At 56.4% G+C, this 21,227-nt stretch carries 17 protein-coding genes; 11 read left to right on the top strand and 6 right to left on the bottom strand.

Going from position 1 to position 21,227, the window contains the following annotated elements:
* Positions 1 to 20 precede the first annotated feature (20 nt).
* On the top strand, positions 21 to 1,112 hold the full coding sequence (locus tag ACLBW8_RS19680) for a DUF6515 family protein (RefSeq protein ID WP_262666325.1): 1,092 nt from the start codon (positions 21 to 23) through the stop codon (positions 1,110 to 1,112).
* Here the strand turns inward: ACLBW8_RS19680 and ACLBW8_RS19675 are convergent.
* A complete protein-coding gene (locus ACLBW8_RS19675; protein ID WP_064454258.1) occupies positions 1,109 to 2,002 on the bottom strand; it encodes a cation diffusion facilitator family transporter in 894 nt (297 codons plus the stop codon). The two genes, ACLBW8_RS19680 and ACLBW8_RS19675, sit on opposite strands and share 4 nt — an antisense overlap.
* Before the next feature lie 15 nt (positions 2,003 to 2,017).
* Positions 2,018 to 2,437: a hypothetical protein gene (locus ACLBW8_RS19670; protein WP_064454257.1), complete on the bottom strand. Its 420-nt coding sequence runs from the start codon at positions 2,435 to 2,437 to the stop codon at positions 2,018 to 2,020.
* A 252-nt stretch (positions 2,438 to 2,689) separates the two neighbouring features.
* Here ACLBW8_RS19670 and hrpB point away from each other — a divergent pair, with 252 nt between their 5' ends.
* A complete protein-coding gene (gene hrpB / locus ACLBW8_RS19665) occupies positions 2,690 to 5,197 on the top strand; it encodes an ATP-dependent helicase HrpB (RefSeq protein ID WP_447806128.1) in 2,508 nt (835 codons plus the stop codon).
* 375 nt (positions 5,198 to 5,572) lie between these two features.
* Here the strand turns inward: hrpB and ACLBW8_RS19660 are convergent, their stop codons facing one another.
* A complete protein-coding gene (locus tag ACLBW8_RS19660; protein ID WP_221295701.1) occupies positions 5,573 to 6,202 on the bottom strand; it encodes a response regulator transcription factor in 630 nt (209 codons plus the stop codon).
* Between the two features lie 338 nt (positions 6,203 to 6,540).
* Here ACLBW8_RS19660 and ACLBW8_RS19655 point away from each other — a divergent pair, with 338 nt between their 5' ends.
* From ACLBW8_RS19655 to ACLBW8_RS19615, 9 genes are all read left to right on the top strand, one after another.
* Entirely contained in the window at positions 6,541 to 7,749 is a 1,209-nt protein-coding gene (locus ACLBW8_RS19655; protein ID WP_221295700.1) for an EAL domain-containing response regulator, read from the top strand.
* Between the two features lie 117 nt (positions 7,750 to 7,866).
* The gene (locus ACLBW8_RS19650) at positions 7,867 to 11,559 is read left to right on the top strand and encodes a transporter substrate-binding domain-containing protein (RefSeq protein ID WP_447806127.1); all 3,693 of its coding nucleotides are present in this window, start codon (positions 7,867 to 7,869) and stop codon (positions 11,557 to 11,559) included.
* A 344-nt stretch (positions 11,560 to 11,903) separates the two neighbouring features.
* Entirely contained in the window at positions 11,904 to 12,443 is a 540-nt protein-coding gene (locus ACLBW8_RS19645; protein ID WP_169998335.1) for a fimbrial protein, read from the top strand.
* A 310-nt stretch (positions 12,444 to 12,753) separates the two neighbouring features.
* The gene (locus tag ACLBW8_RS19640) at positions 12,754 to 15,171 is read left to right on the top strand and encodes a fimbria/pilus outer membrane usher protein (RefSeq protein ID WP_447806126.1); all 2,418 of its coding nucleotides are present in this window, start codon (positions 12,754 to 12,756) and stop codon (positions 15,169 to 15,171) included.
* Between the two features lie 13 nt (positions 15,172 to 15,184).
* On the top strand, positions 15,185 to 15,922 hold the full coding sequence (locus tag ACLBW8_RS19635; RefSeq protein ID WP_221295697.1) for a fimbrial biogenesis chaperone: 738 nt from the start codon (positions 15,185 to 15,187) through the stop codon (positions 15,920 to 15,922).
* 75 nt (positions 15,923 to 15,997) lie between these two features.
* Positions 15,998 to 16,510 (top strand): fimbrial protein, encoded by a 513-nt coding sequence (locus ACLBW8_RS19630; RefSeq protein ID WP_447806125.1) that lies wholly within the window; start codon positions 15,998 to 16,000, stop codon positions 16,508 to 16,510.
* The gene (locus ACLBW8_RS19625) at positions 16,507 to 17,007 is read left to right on the top strand and encodes a fimbrial protein (RefSeq protein ID WP_447806124.1); all 501 of its coding nucleotides are present in this window, start codon (positions 16,507 to 16,509) and stop codon (positions 17,005 to 17,007) included. The genes ACLBW8_RS19630 and ACLBW8_RS19625 overlap by 4 nt, the downstream gene beginning before the upstream one ends.
* Positions 17,008 to 17,198: 191 nt before the next feature.
* On the top strand, positions 17,199 to 17,597 hold the full coding sequence (locus ACLBW8_RS19620) for an MrpH family fimbial adhesin (protein WP_447806184.1): 399 nt from the start codon (positions 17,199 to 17,201) through the stop codon (positions 17,595 to 17,597).
* A gap of 153 nt (positions 17,598 to 17,750) precedes the next feature.
* Positions 17,751 to 18,560: an MrpH family fimbial adhesin gene (locus tag ACLBW8_RS19615; RefSeq protein WP_447806123.1), complete on the top strand. Its 810-nt coding sequence runs from the start codon at positions 17,751 to 17,753 to the stop codon at positions 18,558 to 18,560.
* Between the two features lie 91 nt (positions 18,561 to 18,651).
* On the opposite strand, the gene ACLBW8_RS19610 is transcribed toward ACLBW8_RS19615, so the two are convergent.
* The 3 genes from ACLBW8_RS19610 to ACLBW8_RS19600 form a co-directional block, all read right to left on the bottom strand.
* On the bottom strand, positions 18,652 to 19,032 hold the full coding sequence (locus tag ACLBW8_RS19610) for a hypothetical protein (RefSeq protein WP_221295694.1): 381 nt from the start codon (positions 19,030 to 19,032) through the stop codon (positions 18,652 to 18,654).
* 378 nt (positions 19,033 to 19,410) lie between these two features.
* Complete coding sequence (locus tag ACLBW8_RS19605) at positions 19,411 to 20,499, bottom strand: endonuclease/exonuclease/phosphatase family protein (protein ID WP_447806122.1); 1,089 nt, start codon at positions 20,497 to 20,499, stop codon at positions 19,411 to 19,413.
* A 40-nt stretch (positions 20,500 to 20,539) separates the two neighbouring features.
* Positions 20,540 to 21,199: a YciC family protein gene (locus tag ACLBW8_RS19600; protein WP_064455015.1), complete on the bottom strand. Its 660-nt coding sequence runs from the start codon at positions 21,197 to 21,199 to the stop codon at positions 20,540 to 20,542.
* Between the last annotated feature and the right edge of the window lie 28 nt (positions 21,200 to 21,227).

Genomic DNA, 21,227 nt, shown 5'->3' with positions numbered 1-21,227 from the left:
AATCCGCAGTGAGGAATAGCATGAAGCGCATCTGGCGTATGGCAGGTGTAGGTTTGCTGATGGTTACCGTCGGCACGCAAGTGATGGCCGACGACCCGCGCTCCGAAGGGGGCGGTCAGCATGAAAGAGGCCCGGAAGGCGGGCGGCAAGGTAACGAACAGCCGCGCCCGCAAAATAACCAACCGCGCCCGCAGAACAATCAACCGCGTCCGGAGAATAACCAGCCGCGGCCACAGAACCCGCATGTCGAGAACAATCAGCCGCGCCCGCAAAACCAGCATTTTGATCGCGCTGAGCAACAGCAGCACGGCGGCGGGCAGTGGCAAGGTCGCCCACAAGGCGCCGAACAGCCTCGGCCAGCGCCACAACCGGCGAATAATCTGCCGATTCAAGGTCGCCCGGACACGGTTCGACAAACCCAGGAGCCGCGTCAGGGCAACTATCAGGACATCCCGCGCCGCAACGACGGCAACCCGCATTGGCAGGCTGGGAATGGCGCACGCCCAGGTGGCGGCTTCAATAATGGCCACCCCAATGACAACCGCTGGCCAGGTCGCCCTGATGGGCACGGCAACGGATGGGGCCCGGGGCCGCAATATCGCCCTGGTTATATGGTTGATCGCTTCCCCGACCGCAATTACCGCGTGCCATACCGTGGCCAGGATTATTTCTTCTCCGGCGGCTACTGGTATCGCCCGCAAGGCCCGCGTTACGTAGTGGTCACGCCGCCGTACGGCATCCGCGTGCAATACCTGCCGGACTACGCCCGGGAAGTATGGGTAGGCAGCGCGTTGTTCTTCCTCGCGGCAGGTTCCTATTACACCTATGAAAGCGCCACCCAGCAGTACGTGGTGGTGCAACCGCCGACAGAAGTGCCGGCGCCGCAACCCGCGCCGCAAGGCAATGGTTATGACGTGATTGCCTATCCGGCGAACGGCCAATCACCGGCCCAGGTGCAGCAGGATGGCTATGACTGCTATCGCTGGGCGGTGCAGCAAAGTGGTTTCGATCCGCAGGCGGTCTCCTACGCCCCGGCCCCGGCAGTGGTGCAAACCTACCGCCAGGCCCAGGGCAACTGCCTGACCAGTCGCGGGTATCAGGTGCAGTATTAGGCCTTGGCGCCCGTGACGACTTCCAGCGGGTCGGCGTGCACCAGCACTTCGGCCCGAGGGTAGGCTTTGTGAATGGCATCGGCGGCCTGGTCGCTGATGCCATGGGCCACTGACAGCGTCAATTCCCCGGGCAATTCCAGATGCAGTTGTACAAACCAATGGCTGCCGGAGATCCGCGTGCGCAAATCATGGGCACCCAGCACGCCGGGTATGCCACGCGCCAGTTCCAGCATGTGCTGGCTGACATCCGGCGGCAGTTCCTCGTCCATCAGCACTGCAAAACTTTCCCGGGCGATCTGGATCGCACTCCACAAGATGTAGACGGCAATCCCCAGGCCGAACCACGCGTCAACCTGATGGAAACCAAAACCGGCCAACACCAGCGCCACCAGGATGCTGCCGTTGAGCATCAAGTCCGAGCGGTAATGCAGTGAGTCGGCACGCACGGCGTTGGAGCCGGTTTCGCGGATCACGCGGTGTTGCAACATCAGCAGCGCCACGGTCATCACCAGTGAAAACACAATCACGCCGATGCTCAACCACGGCGCACCGACCGGTTCCGGGTGCTGCAAGCGCTGGTACGCCTGGTAGGCGATCAACACCGCACTGCCGGCGATAAACAGCGCCTGGGCCATGCCCGACAGCGATTCCGCCTTGCCATGCCCATAGCGGTGATCATCATCGGCCGGGCGCAGCGCGTAATGCACCGCCAGCAGATTCAGCAGCGAGGTCACGCCGTCGAGCAACGAGTCGGTCAACCCGGCGAGCATACTCACCGAGCCACTGAGCCACCAGGCGATGGCCTTGGTGATAATCAGCGCACAGGCCACGCCCACCGAAGCGCGGGTGGCGAGGCGCAAGAGCCGTGCGTGTTCGGGACTGCTGGTCATAAACGGGTCGAATCCTTAAGCGGCGGGTTGCAGGCCCAGGGACGCAAGTTGTTGCACGCTGCCCTTGAACTGGATCATGCGCGGGTCATCCAGCGGCAGGGTGTGGCCGGTTTCTTTCTGGATGATGGTTTGCAGCTTGGCGTTATCGACTTTGCCGTCGGCGCCGATGGCTTCGTGCAACTTCTCCGGCGCGACTTGTGCGGTTTTGCCCGGCTCGAAATAAATAGCGCCGGTGGCGAAGTCGACGCCGAATGCGATCAACCCCGGGATGACATAAAACAGCAGGCCAACGGCATCGAGCACGGCAATCGCCGGGTCGACCTTGCCGCCGATCTGGCCCCGGCGGTCCGGGTAGAAAATCGAACCGCAGGCCGTCAGTTGGCTCAGCAGGGTGACGGCGAGGACACCGCCGATGACACGGGAAGCGATACGCATAAAATTCTCCTGAACACGGTTGAAAGGTGACTATAAGCCAGATCTACGCGACGACGACTATCCAATGTGGGAGCGGGCTTGCTCGCGAATGCGGTCTTTCAGAAACATATTCGTCGACTGACAGATTGCTTTCGCGAGCAAGCCCGCTCCCACTTTTGACCGTTTTTATCTTCGAAGCCAGTGGTGTCTTTGAGACCACCACCGGCATCCGCCAGTTCGCCGTTATACTCGCCGCTCTGCTTTGGAGCCAGTATGAATTCGTTGCCGATCGATGATGTTTTACCCGCCTTGCGTGACGCCTTGGCGAATCGCCATGAAGCCGTGCTGGAAGCGCCGCCCGGCGCCGGTAAAACCACCCGCGTACCCTTGGCGCTATTGAACGAGCCTTGGCTGGCGGGGCAAACCATCCTGATGCTCGAACCTCGCCGTCTCGCCGCGCGCGCGGCCGCCGAGCGCCTGGCCAGTGAGTTGGGTGAAAAGGTCGGCGAAACCGTCGGCTATCGTATCCGCCTCGACAGCAAGGTCGGCCCCACGACGCGCATCGAAGTGGTCACCGAAGGCATCCTCACCCGCCGCCTGCAGGACGACCCGGCGCTGGAGGGCGTGGGCCTGCTGATCTTCGACGAATTCCATGAACGCAGCCTCGACGCCGACCTGGCGCTGGCCCTGAGCCTGAACGGCCGCGACCTGTTTCGCGATGAGCAGCCACTGAAAATCCTGCTGATGTCCGCCACCCTCGAAGGCGAGCGCCTGGCCGGGCTGCTGGATGACGCGCCGATCCTGCGCAGTGAAGGGCGCATGTTCCCGGTGCAGATGCGCTGGGGGCGGCCGTACCAGCCCGGTGAATTCATCGAACCGCGTGTGGTGCAGACCATCCTCGAAGCCCTGCATGACCAAACCGGCAGCGTGCTGGTGTTTTTGCCGGGGCAGGCGGAGATTCGCCGGGTTAACCAGCAACTGGCCGACGCTTTGGGGGATCGCAGTGATGTGCTGCTGTGCCCGCTGCATGGCGAGCTCGACCTTAATGCCCAGCGCGCCGCCATCGACCCGGCGCCGGCGGGTAAACGCAAGGTTGTGCTGGCCACCAACATCGCCGAGACCAGCCTGACCATCAACGGTGTGCGCGTAGTGATCGACGCCGGGCTGGCGCGGGTGCCGCGGTTCGACCCGGGCAGCGGCATGACCCGCCTCGACACCCAACGCATCTCCCGTGCCAGTGCTACTCAGCGCGCCGGCCGGGCAGGGCGGTTGGAGCCGGGCGTGTGTTATCGCCTGTGGTCCGAGGACCAGCACGAAGGTCTGGCTGCGTACGGCAGCGCGGAAATCCTCGCCGCCGACCTCGCAGGCCTGGCCTTGCAGTTGGCGCGCTGGGGCGTCACGCCCACGCAGTTGGTGTGGCTGGATGTGCCGCCGACTGCCGCGTATGCCCAGGCCCAGGATCTGCTGGTGCGCCTTGGCGCCTTGAATGACGACAAACTGACCGCCCATGGCCAGAAAATGGCCGAGTTGCCGGCCCATCCGCGTATCGCCCATCTGCTGCTGCGCGGGCAGGACCTGGGACTGGCGTCGACAGCGTGTGATGTGGCCGCGCTGTTAGGTGAGCGCGATATCTTGCGCGGTGGCGGTGCTGACTTGCACAGCCGCCTGGCCTTGATGTCCGGTGAAGAACGCGCGCGCGGCACCCAAGGTGGCGTGCAGCGGGCCAAGCAACTGGCGCGGCAATACCGTGGCTATTTACGCGGCCCGGCGATTCAAGCCGTGGCCGACCCCGACCACCCGCGCTGGCTCGGTGCCTTGTTGGCGCTGGCCTACCCGGACCGTGTCGCCCAGCAACGTCGCCCCGGTGGCGCCGAGTACCGCCTGGCCAACGGCCGCGCCGCGCTGTTCGCCGAAGCCGACAGCCTGATGAAACAACCCTGGTTGGTTATCGCCGACCTCGGCAGCCGGCAGGGCCAGCGTGAAGAACGCATCTACCTCGCGGCGGACTTCGATCCGGCGCTGTTCGACACGGTGCTCGCCGAGCAAGTGCGCAACGTCGACCAGTTGGATTGGGATGAACGCGAAGGCGTCTTGCGTGCTGAACGCCAGCGCAAAGTCGGCGAACTGGTGCTGAGCCGTGAACCATTGACCGGGCTGGACGAGTCCGCCCGCAGCCAGGCACTGGTCAACCTTGTGCGCCGCAAAGGCCTGGAGCTGCTGCCGTGGACGCCTGAACTGCGCCAATGGCAGGCCCGCGTCATGCTGCTGCGCCACTTGGACGCCGGTAAAACCAGCGAATGGCCCGACATCAGTGACAAGGCGTTGCTTGCCAGCCTGGAGCACTGGCTGATGCCGTATCTGGGCAAAGTCTCGCGCCTGAGCCATTTCGCCAACCTGGATATTTCCAGTTTCCTGCACAACCTGCTGCCCTGGCCGCTGCCCCAACGCCTGGACGAGCTGGCGCCGCAGCATGTGAAAGTGCCGTCGGGCTCTTCGGTGCGTTTGGACTACAGCGAACAACCACCGATTCTGGCGGTGCGCTTGCAGGAATTGTTCGGCCTGGCGGACACACCGCGCATCGCCGGTGGGCGCCAGGTGGTCAAGCTGCACCTGCTGTCCCCGGCGCGACGGCCAGTGCAGGTGACGCAAGACCTGGCGAACTTCTGGCGCAGCACGTATACCGAGGTGAAGAAGGATTTGAAGGGCCGGTATCCGAAGCATTACTGGCCGGATGACCCGTTGGTGGCCGAACCAACCGCCCGGATCAAACCCCGCAAGTAGGTCGTGTGGAGATCAAATGTGGGAGCTGGCTTGCCCAGCGTTGTGTGGTGTTGGTTATTGCGCGGCGGGTAGCAGGATCGGCGCCCAGGCCTTTTTCACCGTTCATTGGCCGTCTTCAATAGGAAGTGTTCACGCAGCAATTGTCCGATGTCGAGTCGGAGTCGAATCGACTTGCCGAGCCAGTTCTGTCCGTTCAGAGGCTGATGGAAAAGGGACAGGAAGTTTCATGACGGCGGAATCTCACTGCCGATTAGTGGGTTTTTGCACCGGTACTCAGCGGCTGCACGCTGTGCAGATGAAATAAATGTGTTCGCCGCGCTCATAAAGAATAATCTGCACAGGCAAGGGGTGTTTAAATGCGAAGTGTGGGAAAAGTCATTTTATAATGTTGTTTCTTCTGGAGAAGTCAATCAGCTCCAAGAGGGTGTCCAGATTAAGCTTTCGCAGTATTCTGGTTTTGTAGGTGCTAATGGTTTTATTGCTGAGCTGCATCTTGTCGCCAATCACTTTGTTGCTATATCCCAGTGCAAGTTGCTGCAGTATTAATACTTCTCTGTCGGTCAATTTTTTTACTCTCGCCAGGTCGCTAGTCTCAATATCTCCGGCGTGCGGGGCATTCAAGGAACGGTTCGGGAAGTAGGTGTATCCGTCCAGCAGCGCGGTGATCGCATTGGTCAAATTATTTAAGCTTTCTTCTTTGCTGACAAAGCCGTTCGCGCCTAACGCAATGCAACGGTTGAGATAAGTTTCCACGGGTAAAGAAGTAAATACCAAAATCAATACCGGCTGTTCGAGCGCCCGGATACGACTGATGACTTCAAGGCCATCCTGTTTTGGCATCCCGATATCGAGAATGACGATGCGCGGCTGTAGAGTCTTGATAAGGCTCACCGCATCCACACCGTTATCGGCATCACCCACAATGTGCATGTCATGCTTTTCAAGTGCGATCCGCAGGGCGGCGCGTATAACTGGATGATCATCTACAATTAATACTTTTTTCATTTTTCACATCGTCCAAGTTTTTCACTCTTAAAAAGCTGACAGGATCATCCTGGCATCAGATCCGCTAGAAAGTTATGTGTCGCACCTCAATAATGTCGACCTCAAAGCCTAGTTGGGCCGCATTAAATTGTGAAAGCCGATGAATGGTAAAGTAACCAATCCTATCTCTCTAGGAAAATTTATCACGATTTTTAGTAAGTGCGAGTGCTTTTGTAGGGCCTGAGTTTTTTCCTCAGTCGCGTAGGAATGGTCTGACAACTCAGGAGGACGCGGACGAACGATTTTGTAGGAAAATTCGGTGATTATTGCGCTTGTTATCTATTTCTAGATGGTTTGCCATGCCCGAACTCAGCGTACTGGTACTTGAAGACCAGCCTTTTCAAAGGTTGGTCGCCGTATCTGCCTTAAAGAAGGCGGGAGTCGCGCACGTGTGTGAGGCGTCAGACGGAAATGAAGCGCTCGCAGCACTAAAAGCCATCGGCGGCGTAGACATTGCGATATGTGACCTGCGCATGCGTGGTATGGACGGCCTGACCTTCTTGCACCATGCGAGTCAACTCGGCCTGTTACGCTCAGTGATTCTTAGCAGCGACCTCGATCCGGTCCTGCGTCAGGCAACGGTTTCGATGGTCCACTCGCTTGGGCTGGTGTTTCTTGGGGACTTGGGAAAGCCATTCAATCTCGGCCGGGCTAAGGTGCTGTTGCAACGTTACCGTCGACCTCAACTCACCCAATCTACGCATGGCGAGGACACTGTAGCGATTTGCGCCTCGGATATTCAACGAGGCCTCAACAATGGCGAGTTCGAGGCCTACTATCAACCCAAAGTGAGTCTGGCCACAGGTCAGTTAAATGGGGCGGAGGTGCTGGCTCGCTGGAACCACCCGCAACTGGGGATACTGTCGCCTATTCGCTTTCTGCCCGTCATGGAAGCTAACGATCTTGTGGAGCAGTTGTTTACCTCGTTGTTCAGCCAAGGCATCGCGTTGCAAAAGCTGTTAGCGCAGCGACGACAGCCTATTGAGTTGGCCTTCAACCTGCACGTATCACAACTGGCCTCCTTGGAACTGCTGGAACATATCAGCCAAGCGCTGGAGCAGTCTCAATTACCCGCCAGTGGGTTGATGTTTGAAGTCACCGAGACAGGATTGGTGCTGGCGCCGGCCAGTAGCCTGGAAACGCTAGTCAGGCTAAGACTACTCGGATGCGGGTTGGCGATGGATGACTTCGGCGCCGGTTATTCCTCGCTTGAGCGGCTCTGCGAGTTCCCTTTCAGTCAGATAAAACTGGATGCCTCGTTCGTACGGAAACTGGACTTCCAACCCCGTAGCCGAGCGATTATCAGCAGCACGGTGACCCTCTCCGAATCCCTTGGACTGTCGCTGGTGATCGAGGGCGTGGAAACTCAAGAGCAGTCCAAGCAGCTACTGGAGCTTGGGTGCACGTTGGCTCAAGGCTTTTTGTTCGCACGGCCAATGCCCGGCAAGCACTTCATTTCCTACTGCCAGGACCAAAGTGCAAACTATGCAACGCCGGATGCAACTTAGTGATTAGACAATAGGCACCGTAGTGGCTGCCCGCCACCGTGCTTATCGGTTTTTACATTTTTCTACTGCATGAACTAGCGTTCAAACAGTACCTTTCGTTTCACGCAGGTAACCCGATTGAAAAACTTTCATATATCCACGCGGGTAACGAACGGCATGCTCGCCTTTTGTCTCATAGTGATGAGTTTTTTAGCGGCTGCCGAAGGCCCCGCGGTCAGCCCGCTCAATCTCGGCAGTCGGCTAAGCCAAGAGTCTACGGACATCGTGCTGGATGAAGACGACTGGCATTGGCTGAGACAAAAGCACCGTCTGGTGCTGGGTGTGTCTGCGTCAAGCTTTCCCCCACTGGACACCATCTTTAACGGTCAAGACTATGAGGGCATCAGTGCTGACATTGTCTCGTTGATCGCTCAGTTGTTGAACGTTGAGGTCCAGGTCGTTGCCCTACCTGACAGAGCGAGTGCCTTAGCCGCCCTGGAGTCCGGGCAAGTCGATCTGCTGTCCAGCTCCAACAGCTTTGAGCTCAACAATCCTTCGGTGGTGTTGAGCCAGCCCTACGTAAAGGATCGGCCGGCGCTGTTCAGGCGCCAAGGTGATTCCCGCACTTTTGACGATGACTTGAGCGGGCTGACGATTGCCACACCTGCGGACTATTTGCCGTTGGCTGAGCTACAAGCGCGCTTCCCCGCGGCGAAACTTGTTCCAATGAAGTCACACATGGAAGCCATGGCCTCCTTGGCATTTGGGCCCGCCGATCTCTACCTGGGCGATCACCTATCGGCGTTCAGCATGATCAACCGGGATTTTTTCAACGATATAAGACTTGAGCGTTTTCTGGATATCAATTCCGGCGGATTCGCTTTTGCTATGCACCAGGGAAACCCGCGCCTGGAGCATATTATCAATACGGTCATCGACTCCCTGGGTGAGGAGCGATTGATGACGATCGTCAAACGTTGGAGCGGCGGGGACGTTGCGCTGACGGATCGAAAATTGCTGCTGACGCCTCAGGAGCGTCGTTGGATTCAGCGCCATCCGGTGGTGCGTCTAGTGATCAATGACGACCTTGCACCTATTGCCTATTACAACACCGACGGTAATTTCAACGGTGTCGTCGCCGATCTGCTGAGTATGATTTCCCTGCGCAGCGGGCTGCAGTTCGAGGTGCTACGTAAGGGCAGTTTTCCAAGCATCATGGAGGCCATACGAACCAACGAAGCCGACTTGGCGATTTTGACCGCAAGTACCGACCGCGAAGCCTTTCTGCGCTTCAGTCGTCCGTTTGGCTCCACCTCTTTTGCACTGGTGACCAACGTCAGTTCCAGCCACGACATTACCGATCTGGACAGCCTACAAGGCAAGCGTCTGGCCGTCGCCGAAGGCCACGTGGTGTTCGACAAGATCAAAACCGACTTTCCACAAATCCGCATGGTGACGGCCTCTACCACTCTCGATGCCATGAGCATGGTCAACACGCACAAGGCCGATGCCGCCATCGTCTCTTTGAGTGTCGCCCGCTACTACGTGGCCCGGCTCTACGACCAGAAGCTAAAAGTGGCCAACATCATTGATAACGGCCAAGCCACCGGCAACTTTGCCATGCGCCGCAGTGATACCGAACTGCAGTCGATTCTAGACAAAGCCTTACTGAGCATTCCGCCTGAAGAACTGAACGCCGTTTCCAATCGTTGGCGTGCCAATGCTTCGATGAGCGGGCAGACCTGGCACGACTATCGAGGGGTGATCGCCAGCATTGTGGGCGCAGCGTTGCTTATATTACTGACGGCCTTGGGCTGGATCTTTTACTTGCGCCGGCAGATCAGAAAACGCGTCGCGGCGGAGCAGGCGCTGGTCGACCATCTGGCGCTGATGCAGGCACTGAGCAACGGCATGCCGCATCCCGTTTATATGCGCGACCGCGACGGCCGAATGCTGTCCTGCAATGACAGTTATCTGGAAGTAGTGGGGCTGACCCGGTCACAGGTTCTGGGCAAAACGGTTGAGCAAATCATCGACAGTAATTGCCCGCTGCTCCCCGATTTTCACAACAGTTATTTGAAGGCCATGGACGAAGACCGGGCGGTAACTCAGTCGTGCGCGCTGACACTGAATGCAAAGTCGCTGTGGATCGACTATTGGATTCAGCCGTTTCATGATGCCGCAGGCAACGTCATCGGTGTCATTTGTGGCTGGCTGGATGTAACAGAGCATCGTCAACTGGTCGATGAATTGGAGAAATCCAAGAACATTGCCGATGAAGCGAGCCGCACCAAAACCACGTTTCTCGCGTCCATGAGCCATGAAATTCGTACGCCGATGAACGCTGTGATCGGCATCCTTGAACTGGTGCTTAAGCGTGGCGAGCGAGGCACCTTCGATCAAGCCGGTATCGAGATTGCCTATTCATCAGCCAAAAGCTTGCTGGGCCTGATCGGTGACATTCTCGACATCGCGCGTATCGAGTCTGGGCGCCTGAGCTTGGCGCCCAAACGCTCCAACTTGCGTGAATTAATGGAGTCAGTGGTAAAGGTCTTTGAGGGGCTGACACTGCAAAAAGGCCTCGATCTGAAGCTGGATATCGACTCGAGTATCAACTGCGATGTGTTGCTCGATCCGCAGCGCTTCAAGCAGGTGCTCTCCAACCTGCTGAGCAATGCGATCAAATTTACCGACGAAGGGAGTGTCAAGGTACAAATCCGCGGCGAGGCCATGGAGTCGGGTCGCTTGAGCGTACAGTTGCTGATCGAAGACTCCGGCATCGGCATCTCCGATGACGATCAGCAAAAGCTCTTCCAACCCTTCAGCCAGACGATAGAAGGCGTAGGCAAAGGTCAAGAAGGCGCGGGTTTGGGGCTGCTGATCAGCCGCTCGTTGTGTGAACTCATGGGTGGCAGGCTCACGATGAACAGTGCACGGGGGCAGGGCACTCAGGTGCAGGTGGAACTGCTGCTCAATACGTTGGAATCGGTTGAAGTGCATCAGCTGGATGGCGTGAGAAACCTGCCGGAAATCGTCCAGACCTGGAAGGTGCTGGTGGTCGATGATCACGCGATCAACCGGGAGATTCTGCGCCAGCAAATGAGCTTTCTGGGGCATGAGGTCGTAGAGGCTGAAAACGGTTCGGTTGCGCTGGAAAAGTGGCTCAAAGGTGGACTCGACATCGTACTCACCGACTGCCATATGCCATTGATGAGCGGCCCGGAACTCGCCAAAGCCATCCGTCAGGAGGAACGCGAGCAACAACGTCAGGCCTGCGTCATCGTTGGGCTGACGGCTGATGCACAACCCGAAGAGATAGAACGCAGTATCCAGGCGGGCATGAACGATTGTTTGATCAAGCCCGTGGGGCTTGATGTACTCGCCGAGCGCATCAGCGCTATCCATCACCTGGTCCGGCAGAATCTGGGTTACAAACCCGTGATTAATACCGAGCCCCTTCAGCACTTTGACCAGGGTGTGCTCTACGACCTCGCGCCGCTTGAGGAACTGACCGGAAGCGACACGGCCTTGATGAACCATCTGATCGACGAATTGATGGTGAGTAATCGCAAAGACCTGGAGGACCTGATCCAGCTGGTGGAAGATCAGAACATCAGTGAGTTGTTCGAACTGGGCCACCGAATCAAAGGCGCAGCGCGCGTGGTAACCGCCAACCGCCTGATTACCTGTTGCGAACGCTTGGAGCAGGTCTGTAGCCAGCAACAAGTGCCCTACTCAACCTTGATGGACGCGGGCGACGCCGTTGAGCAAGCCATCTTTGAGCTGGAGCAAGCCCTCGCAAGCCTTCGCTCGGAACCTCCCCGTCTATAGCGGTGATCCTTCACCGCCGCCTCTTCACGCCATACGTATAGGGCAGGGCACGCCATTACTGCGATTCTTTGGCGGTGCTGTCGGACAGCCCTGCCTGTGCCAGCGAGAAACTCGAGCGGTTCCTCCGGGCGAGGCGCACTTCAATCCTGGCTATCAGGCGATTTTCAAAGGGTATCAGATGCAGCCTACAGTTCTGTAGGACTGGTCCTAAATGGACGCAGGAACGAGCCTCTTAGAACGCACCCTTGAAGTCCTTAATATACCAACGGCTGCGACAGCAAGCTTTCGAAGTAAGGTATTTAGCGTCGCATACACCCCCTCACTTGAACCCTAAGGATGACAAGATGAAGTTTCACAAGGCTCCCCTGGCAATTTTCACTGCGCTCATTGTTAGCAGTGCAACTGTTTATGCTGCACCTGCGCCTTCTGCCGGCAGCGGTAAAGTTCACTTTGAAGGTTCGATCATTGATGCGCCTTGCTCGCTGGACTCTAAAAGCGTAGACCAGACCGTCATCATGGACCAAGTTTCCAACAAGGCGTTGGCTGACAACGGTACCTCTGAAGTTAAAAACTTTAATATCGAACTGCGCCAGTGTGATATCAGCACACTGAAGAAAGTTAAAGTCACCTTCGGTGGTGATGCCGACGCGAACGATAGCAGCCTTCTGGGTATTGCAGGTTCGGCCAAAGGCGCTGGCATTGTGCTGACCAACGGTTCTGGCGTACAGGTAAAGCTGGGTGAGGCTTCCACCGCCCGTACACTGCTGCAAGGCGACAACACCCTGGTTTTCGGCGCTTACCTGAAAGGCACCACCGCTAAAGACGAAGCGGTCACCCCAGGTTCGTTCAATGCGACTGCTAACTTCATGTTGGCCTACGAATAAGCGTTAACCGTGTCTTGACACGCTGTTTCGTTATATCTCCGTTTGTGCGTCGGGGCTCTTGAGTCTCGGCGCTTTAAACGTCTAGTTTCAGTCTTGGCCGAGTATTGCGCTCGGGGCCAGGCAAAGAATATCAATATTTATATCCGGTTATGTCCAAGTCATAAGACTGCCTGCGTTACCAGACACAGACGTGAGTCACTGAAGTACCCATCTGCCTTCTAGCGTATCTAGAGCATTCAGAAACTAAATATAGTTCAGTGTTTGAAAACCTATGACCCCTGGGAAGAAAACTCTATCGACCGTGTTATTGGTGAGCTCGTTGAACTACTCACAGGCCTCTCAGGCCGTCGAATTTAACCTCGACGTCATGGACATCTCCGATCGCAGCGGCATTGACCTGAGCCGGTTCAAATCGGCCAACTATGTCACGCCCGGTCAGTACCTGATGAGTCTGAAAGTAAACGATAGAGCCTTGCCCGAAGGGAGCTTGCATTTCTACCCCGTCGACGAGAGCGAAACCACCACGCGGGCCTGCCTGCCGATGGAGATGGTGGCCAACTTTGGCTTAAAGCCCGAGGCGCTGCAGCAACTCGGTACCTGGGGGCCGGCACAGGCGTGCGCGGACGTAGAAAGTCTTGCCGGCGTGCGTCTTAGGCCCGATATGAGCAAAGGTGTTCTGTACGTTGTTGTGCCCCAAGCCTGGCTGGAATATCGCGACCCCAACTGGACGCCCATCAGTGAGTGGGACCAAGGCGTTGCCGGGTTCATGCTGGATTACAACCTTAACGGCTCGACTAGCCAATACTCGGACATGGGCAAATCCACGCAAATCGGCACCAACGGAACCCTGGGTTTTAACGCTGGCCCATGGCGCCTGCGTGGCGACTTCCAAGGCCGTCGCTACCAAAGCCAGACCTATAGTGGCCAGAACTTTTCCTGGAGCAGCCTCTACGCCTATCGCCCGTTACCGACAATGGGCGCCAAGTTGACGTTGGGTGAAATCAACCTGAACTCCAAGCTGTTCGATGGCTTCCGCTACCAGGGCGTCAACCTAGTCAGCGACGACCAAATGCTGCCGCCAAGCCTGCGCGGGTATGCACCTGAAGTCGTGGGTGTCGCTCAGGGTAATGCCCGGGTGACGGTACGCCAAGGTGAGCGCGTGCTCTATGAAACAGCGGTGCCGCCCGGCCCTTTTCGCATCCGTGACATCAACAGCGCGGTGAGCGGCAAGCTGGATATTGAAATCACCGAGGATGACGGCAGCACCCAGAACTACCAGATGGAAACAGCCAACGTGCCCTACCTGAGCCGGCCGGGCTACGTGCGTTACAACGTGACTGCCGGTCGCCCCAGCAGTTGGGACCGAGAGCAAACAGGGCCAACCTTTGCCACGGGCGAAATGTCTTTGGGCCTAAACAGCGATTGGTCGCTGTTTGGCGGCGGCCTGCTGACCGACGGCTATAGCGCGGTCGCGGGCGGCATCGGACACAACCTTGGCCAGTTCGGCGTGGTGTCGGTGGACGTCACCCAGACGCGCGCCGTTGTGCCCGAGCAAGGGCGGCTCACGGGGCACTCGTGGCGTTTGAACTACGCCAAGCGCTTCGACGAATACGACAGCGAAATCACCTTCGCCGGGTACCGGTTCTCTGAACGAAACTTCATGACGATGGATGAGTTTGTCAACGCCCGCAATCACGACGTCTACGGTCGAAACAGCAAGACGGCCTACACCATACTGGCCAATAAAAACTTTACCGACCTGGGCTTTAGCACCTTCCTGTCCTATACCCACGAAGACTATTGGGACAACAGCGCTACCGACTACCTGAGTGCGAATGCCAGCCGCTACTTTAACGTCGGGGCATTCAAAGGTGTCTCCGTGACCTTGTCCCTGAGCCAGACACGCAATACCCAATCAACCAGTAACAGCGTGTCCCTGTCTGTGTCTGTGCCTTTCGGTGCCAGCCAGAGAGTGGGCTACGACACCTATCTGAACAAAGGCGACTTGCGTCAATCCGCCAGCTACTCCAAGTACAACAACGAAAATAACTACCAGGTCAGGGCCAGTAGCGGTGCCGAAGGCCAAGGCATGCAGGGGTATTACAGCCAGAGAACCGCCCATGGCGACTACAACTTGAACGGCAGCTATCAATCGGATGGCAGCCAGAGCGTAGGGTTTGGCATGCAGGGCGGCGCGACGGTAACCGCTGCCGGCGGCGCCCTGCATCCTCCGACCTTCAATGGCGGTACACGCATCATGCTCGACACCAATGGCGTCGAGGGCGTGCCCCTGCGAAACGGCCAAGTTCGCACCAACGCAATGGGTGTGGCAGTAGTACCTGCCCACACCAGCTACTCGCGCACCGACGTGAGCATTGACGTGAACAAGTTGGCCGATGACATGGAAGCCAGCAAATCGGTGACCGAAGCGACCCTGACCGAAGGCGCCATCGGCTATCGCCGACTGACCGTCATTCAAGGGTCCAAGGCCCTGGTCACCTTAACGCTGCCGGATGGCTCATACCCACCGTTTGGCGCCAGCCTGCAGGATGCCTCAGGACGCGAAGTGGCCATCATTGCTGACAGCGGTTTTGCCTACCTAACCGGAATCACGGCCGAGTCCAAGTTCCAGGTGAAGTGGGGCGCGAACAACAGCTGCGACGTCATCCTGCCGACGAACGTGCAGTCAGAGCAGCGCCACACGTTGCGCTGCCAGCCTCAATATTAATACGAGTAACCTAATGAACATCAAAACCCCACACCTTAAGGCCCTTGCGGCTGTTGTTTGTATCGCGCTGCCGGGTCTTGCTCCACACGCTGCGATATCCCTGGACCGCACCCGGATTATTTTCGATGGCGACAAGAAATCGGTCAGTCTGAATATTCGCAACGACAACAAAGAAATGCCCTACCTGGCTCAGTCCTGGATCGAGAACGAGCAACAGCAAAAAGTCACCGCACCGATCATTGTGCTACCGCCCTTGCAGCGAGTAGAGCCCGATACGGGCGGGCAGGTGAAGTTGCTGAAAACGCCGGAAGCCGAGCAACTGCCCAAAGACCGCGAGTCGCTGTTTTACTTCAACCTTCGGGAAGTGCCGCCGCGTACCGAAACGTCGAATACCATGCAAATCGCTTTGCAGACCAAGATAAAACTCTTCTACCGACCGCAGGAAATCACGCCCGGCAGAAATATTGTCTGGCAGGAGCGCTTGATCGTTAGCAAGGCGTCGGGTGATTTTCAGGTGGAAAACCCGACCCCTTATTACGTGACCATCATTGATCTGCAGGATGCGTCGGACAAAAAAAGCGAAAGCAATTTTGAGCCGGTGATGCTCGCGCCCTTCTCATCGAGCACCCTGGAGCCTGAGGCACGTAACATCAAACACCCGGTAATCGGCTATATCAACGATTACGGCGGTTATCAAAAGCTGAACTACACCTGCGAACAAACGCTGTGCTCGTTTAAGCCTACGAAGTAGTCCTTCGCGGCCTCTTTGTGTGTAAAAAACCACAACCATGCCCTTTTATTTATCCGTAGAGCGCAGGCTTTTGCCATGAAAAAAACGCTTATCAACATTAGTGCTGCAAGCGCTCTATTATTAGCGGCGCACTCAGTATGCGCCGACGATATACGTATAAATTTCTCTGGCAAATTGATTGTCCCACCTTGCGACTTGAGCATCGACAGCCCGGAGCAGACCGTCCAGATGGGGACCTTCGATAAGCGCGAATTAATCAGCACAGGCAAAAGCCGCGCGACGCCCTTTCATATTACCGTTAACACCTGCGAGACGGCCTCCGCACTCAGCATCAGTTTCAGCGGCCAGCCAGAGCCGCTGCTGGCCGGTGCGTTGGCAATCAATGGCGCGGCGTCTGGCGTGGCAATCGTCCTTGAACAGGCAGACAGCACGCTTATCGCCATAAACACCGACACACTGACGTATCCCCTGAGCGGTACAACGCAGGAGCGCTTGTCTTTCAATGCCTACCTGCTAAGACTCAACGGCAAGGGTATTGTCAGTGGCAACTTTACTGCACTGGTCAACGTGACGGCAGCATACCCATGATCAAAAAAAACCATACTAACTGGCTAGTCGCTTTTGGGGCTTTGTTAATAGGTGTGATATCAAATGGCTGCCTGGCGGGAACGGATACAGTCACTGTGACAATCTCCGGAAGTGTAAATCAGCCAACCTGCAAGTTTAACCAGGGCAAATCTCTGGATGTAAAATTTAATGAGGTTGATGTTACGAAGATTTCCACGAGGCAATATCGGATACCTATTGGCCTTAAAGTGTCTTGCGGCGGGCAAGATGCCTATATTCATTTGAGTATGGCAGCCCCATTAGGTTGGGCTGGAAACCTAATTAATACGAGTGTTGAAGGTTTGGGTATCGAAATTTTCGTACCAAGAGTGAATAGTCCCTGGACGCCAGGCACCTCACATATTTCAAGGACTCAAGATGATAATAGTATTGTTGCCACCTTGGTTGCGCGGCCGGGGGCAAAGCTAAAGGGGGGGGAATTCACGAGCAGTATAACTATCTCGGTTAAATATTTTTAGGTGTAAATAAGTCGGGTTTAATAACGGTTCGAGCAACTTTTTAGGCTGAATGTATTTTATGAGATTTTTTCATAGCTTTTACGACGGAAGCTTCGGCTTCTCAATATATATTAAGACCAGTATTGGCTCAATTGGTAGCATAGTCCTTTTTTTTTTGTTATCGCCCCCTAAAAAATGCTCCCGGTGAAGCAATTTGGTGTCTAAAAGCGGGCAGTCAAACCGGAGGGATTATTATTGATCGGCCCCAGCAGAAACCTCTGAGCTGTAATCTTCACGGTAATCTTCAGATTCGCCACTATGAACTCACTTCCGAAAGAGTAAACAATGACCGCGCCTTCGCCACCGCATTCGTGAACTGTAATCGCAGCGCTAAAGTGACGCTTGCCATTGATAAAAGCATAAAACTAAATGGTGTAGAAGGACTTTATTCGCAGCTGCACATCGGCTATGCGTCCGCTGGCGAACCCTATACGGTTACAATTAACGCCAGCGACACAGCAATACGGGTGAACTCCACGCTAAACACTCAAGGTACACTGACTTCCGGTGCTTTCAGCGGCAGTACCCGACTGGTGATGACGTTTCCTTGATAAATGCTATTTGGTTTTGATTGCTACCCCAAAAAGTAAAGCTTAGAGGTGGCGTTTTTTAAGCAATATGACTGCATTAGCCACTTGTGTTCAGAGATCACCTCCCGAATATCCTGGTCGGCAAATGATTATGTATATTATAGGAGGTTGTTGATGAGGCTTTATGTTGGTTTTTTAATTTTGCTTTTTGCGACGCCAACGTTTGCGACGTTGTATTTAACTCAAGACGCGACGGGCTATATGACGTTGAAGGGAGAGATGCCAGCGTCAGAGTCGGATATGTTTAAAAAGAGCTATTCCAGTTCGCCGCTTAATGCCTTTCCTGCACACGAGCTGCCAGGGATGCGTTATTTTATTTTTTTTGGAAACGGCGAAAGTCATAGCGTGGGTCCTCCCGGGCAGATTTCTGGCTGGACACCGAGCACGCACAGTCCGCTTACGCATTATGCGAAACAACAATTAGGCTCTCAAGGGTTGCCGGTATTCAGCACGACCGATATTGGCGCTATTGGTCCCGTGGTTGTTTATTTTTGTTCTTTCCCCTTGGCGGGGAGTACCTGGGACGGTTGGTGTATGAAAACCGGCACTCAAAGCGGAGGGGTTGTTGTGGGGGGGGGAGCGCAGAAGCAAGTCACTTGCAGTCTTAACGGTGACCTTCAGCTTCGCCATTATGAACTTACACCTGAGAGAGCTAACACTGACCTCGCCTACGGCACCGTGTTCGTGAACTGTAATCGCAGCGCTAAAGTAACGATTACCCTTGATAAAAGCATAAAGCTAAACGGGGTAGAAGGGCTTTATTCGCAGCTGCACGTCGGCTATGCGGCCCCGGGCAAACCCTATACGCTGACCGTGGGGGCCGGCTATACACCGATACGCTTGAACTCCACGCTAAAATCGCAAGGTACAGTGACCTCCGGTGCTTTCAGCGGCAGTGCGAGGCTGGTGATGACGTTTCCCTGATCAAAACGAAGGGTTGGGGAATAGAATAAGTTGAGTAGGGTCAAGCGTGACGTATTAAAGAAACACTCGAAGATCGACTAAAAGGTTAGCGTCAAACGCCGCGAGTTAAAGGGTATGCCTGTAATGTCTCAGACGGGCGTGATTGTGTTACCCAGGCAGTCCGATGACGGTTTTTAGTTTCAGGGGTTGGTTTTCCACGGCGACCGAACCATTTTAATGCGGCATCTCCCATCATCTGGCATCCCTCTAGAGAAACTGGAAAGTTTTCAGCCAGCCACACCATAGGCACATAGACATGGTCAGCGCGGATCCGCACAGGCACCTGATCCCTTAGCGTGGAGATAGAGACTGTTTTTTCTACACCGCCAATGGCGGCTGGAACAAAGACGCTTCCATCTGCTGATATGCCTACTGTTCTTTTCCACTGCGGTAACGTATTGAGGCTTTTATAGTTCACAACCAGCCAGCGCATCTTTCTCTCCTCGCCGTTCAATTCACGCCATGGCTGTTAGTGTCTCTTATTTAACTTAGGGCTTTAAATAGGACGTTTCTCCAAGGGGTGTCGACATTTCCTACAGCTATATCGGCGTTGATCGCTCCTTATCCGAAGTCCATGTGAAAAAAAGCTTTTTAGAAGGAATGGCTTTGAGGGTCTGTAGAAAAGGCGCGGCGTCCTTCGGCTAGGCACGGGTTCTCCCTGAACGAGCGTCTTCAATCGTAGGTGATCGGTAAGTGATACTGGCCGCAGGGGCCGTGGGTGGCCGAATCAACTGCCAGGATCAAACCGCGCAAATAGCCACCACCGAGAACGACGGTGGGACCCAGCTTTCCACAGGGTTTGAGGTGTTGGTTATTGCGCAGCCGGCAGCAGGAAGCGGGCAATCACCGGCAAGTGATTGGAGATGCGCAACGTATCCGCCTGCCGCACTTTAGCCTCCACCCGCTTGATCCGAGGGCTGTAGAACAGATAATCCAACGTACGATCCGGACCCTCTACGCTCGGATCATTCGGGAAGTTTGTCAGCCATTTCTCACGATCAATCCCACTGGATTCACTGTTACTCGGGATCATCGGGTATTTGTCCCACAGCAAATGCAGCTCACTGTCCGGCGAATACTGGCCGCGCTTAACCGCGTCCAGGCGCAGTAATTGCCCCAATGGCAGCAAGTTGAAGTCCCCGCCGATCAGCCATGGCGTGCCACGGCCTTCGAACTTGTCCAGCAACTTCACCGTGGCTTTCGCTTGTGCTTGCACTGCCGACCGCCCAGGCATGTCGCCATCCAGCCGGGTATTGAGCACCGCCAGTTGGCCGCCATCGCTCAGCGGCAAATAGGTCAGCAACAAGGCCGGTCTGGGTTGGAACTGGCGGCTGATGAAGTTGGCCGGCGACACCGGGAGTTGCAGGCGTTCGGCGTGTTCGATCTGGTAACGGCTCAGGGTCACCAGTTTGCGGCCGACGCTGCCGAAGATATGCAGGTTGGGCACAAAATCGGCTTTCCAGTCGAAGGCCTGGGCGCTGCACGGGTAGAGGTCGACCAGGCGTTCCTGAAGCAGGGCCACCTGGTCCTGGTAGTGGGACGATTTGGCGCCTTCGTCGAGCTCCTGCAACAGCAGGATGTCGGGTTGTTCGTCGCGGATCACCCGGGCCACTTCGTCCAGGCTCGAGGCCATGTCTTCCACGGTCGGGCGGTCGTCCGGGCCGCTGCCGTCGGCGGTGTCGTACCAGAACACGTAGTTCTTGCCGGCCAGGTATTGCACGTTCCAGGTCATGACCTTGAGCGCCTGCCCGGGTAGCAGGGTCGGCGCACGGGGCGCGACGCAGCTCACGGGCAGGGTTTGCTTGTCGGCGGGGCGCCAGGTCAGGCTGTAGATCAGTGCCGTGAGCAGGCCCGCGATGATCAACAGGCTCAACAGGGTGATGCGCAATAAACGGGTCATTGGCTCGGCTTATAGCGTTTCAGAGGTGGCACGGAGCATATCACCGCGCGTCGGCGTCGCCACCGATCAGCATGAATAAACGGAACAGCACCACGCTGGTAAACAATTGCAGGAAGCTGTGGGCGCTGTCGATCAGCACGCCCAGCAGCGGCGCGGGATGGGGATACGCCGCCACGCTGGCGCCCTTGAGCAGCCACAGTGGCGTCATCACGCACAGCAGGCACACCAGAATTCGCCAGAAATGCCCGCGAGTCAGGCGAAAACTTTCCTTCATCGCCTCCAGCGCCGACAGGCCGCGCAGCACCAGCAGGTACTCGGCAAACGCCAGCACCACCATCAGCCACAGGCCCGGCAGGAAATACAACGACAGGCCCAGCAATATCAGCAGCGTACTGATGGCCGTGAGCAGGGCGAAGCGTGGCCACAGGGTCAGGGCCATGGCCCACACGTCTTTAGTACTCGGCGACTCGCCACGGGTGCGCGCGTCCAGAAACAGGATCAAGGCGCCTGTGTACAGCGGGTACACCAACAACCCCACCACCACGCTGTAGCCGGGGAAAGCATCCGGGCCCAGCGTGTGGTCGAGCACCTGTTGCAGCAGGGCTTCGAGAATCACCAACGGCAGGCACAGCTGGACGATGGCGCCCAGGTTGCGTTGGGTGAAACGGAAAGAGTCGCGCAATACGTCTAACGGATTCATCAGGTTCATCACAGGCCTAAAAGCAAGG

The sequence above is a fragment of the Pseudomonas sp. M5A4_2d genome (assembly GCF_053345295.1).
This window is presented reverse-complemented; position numbering and strand designations above follow the sequence as displayed.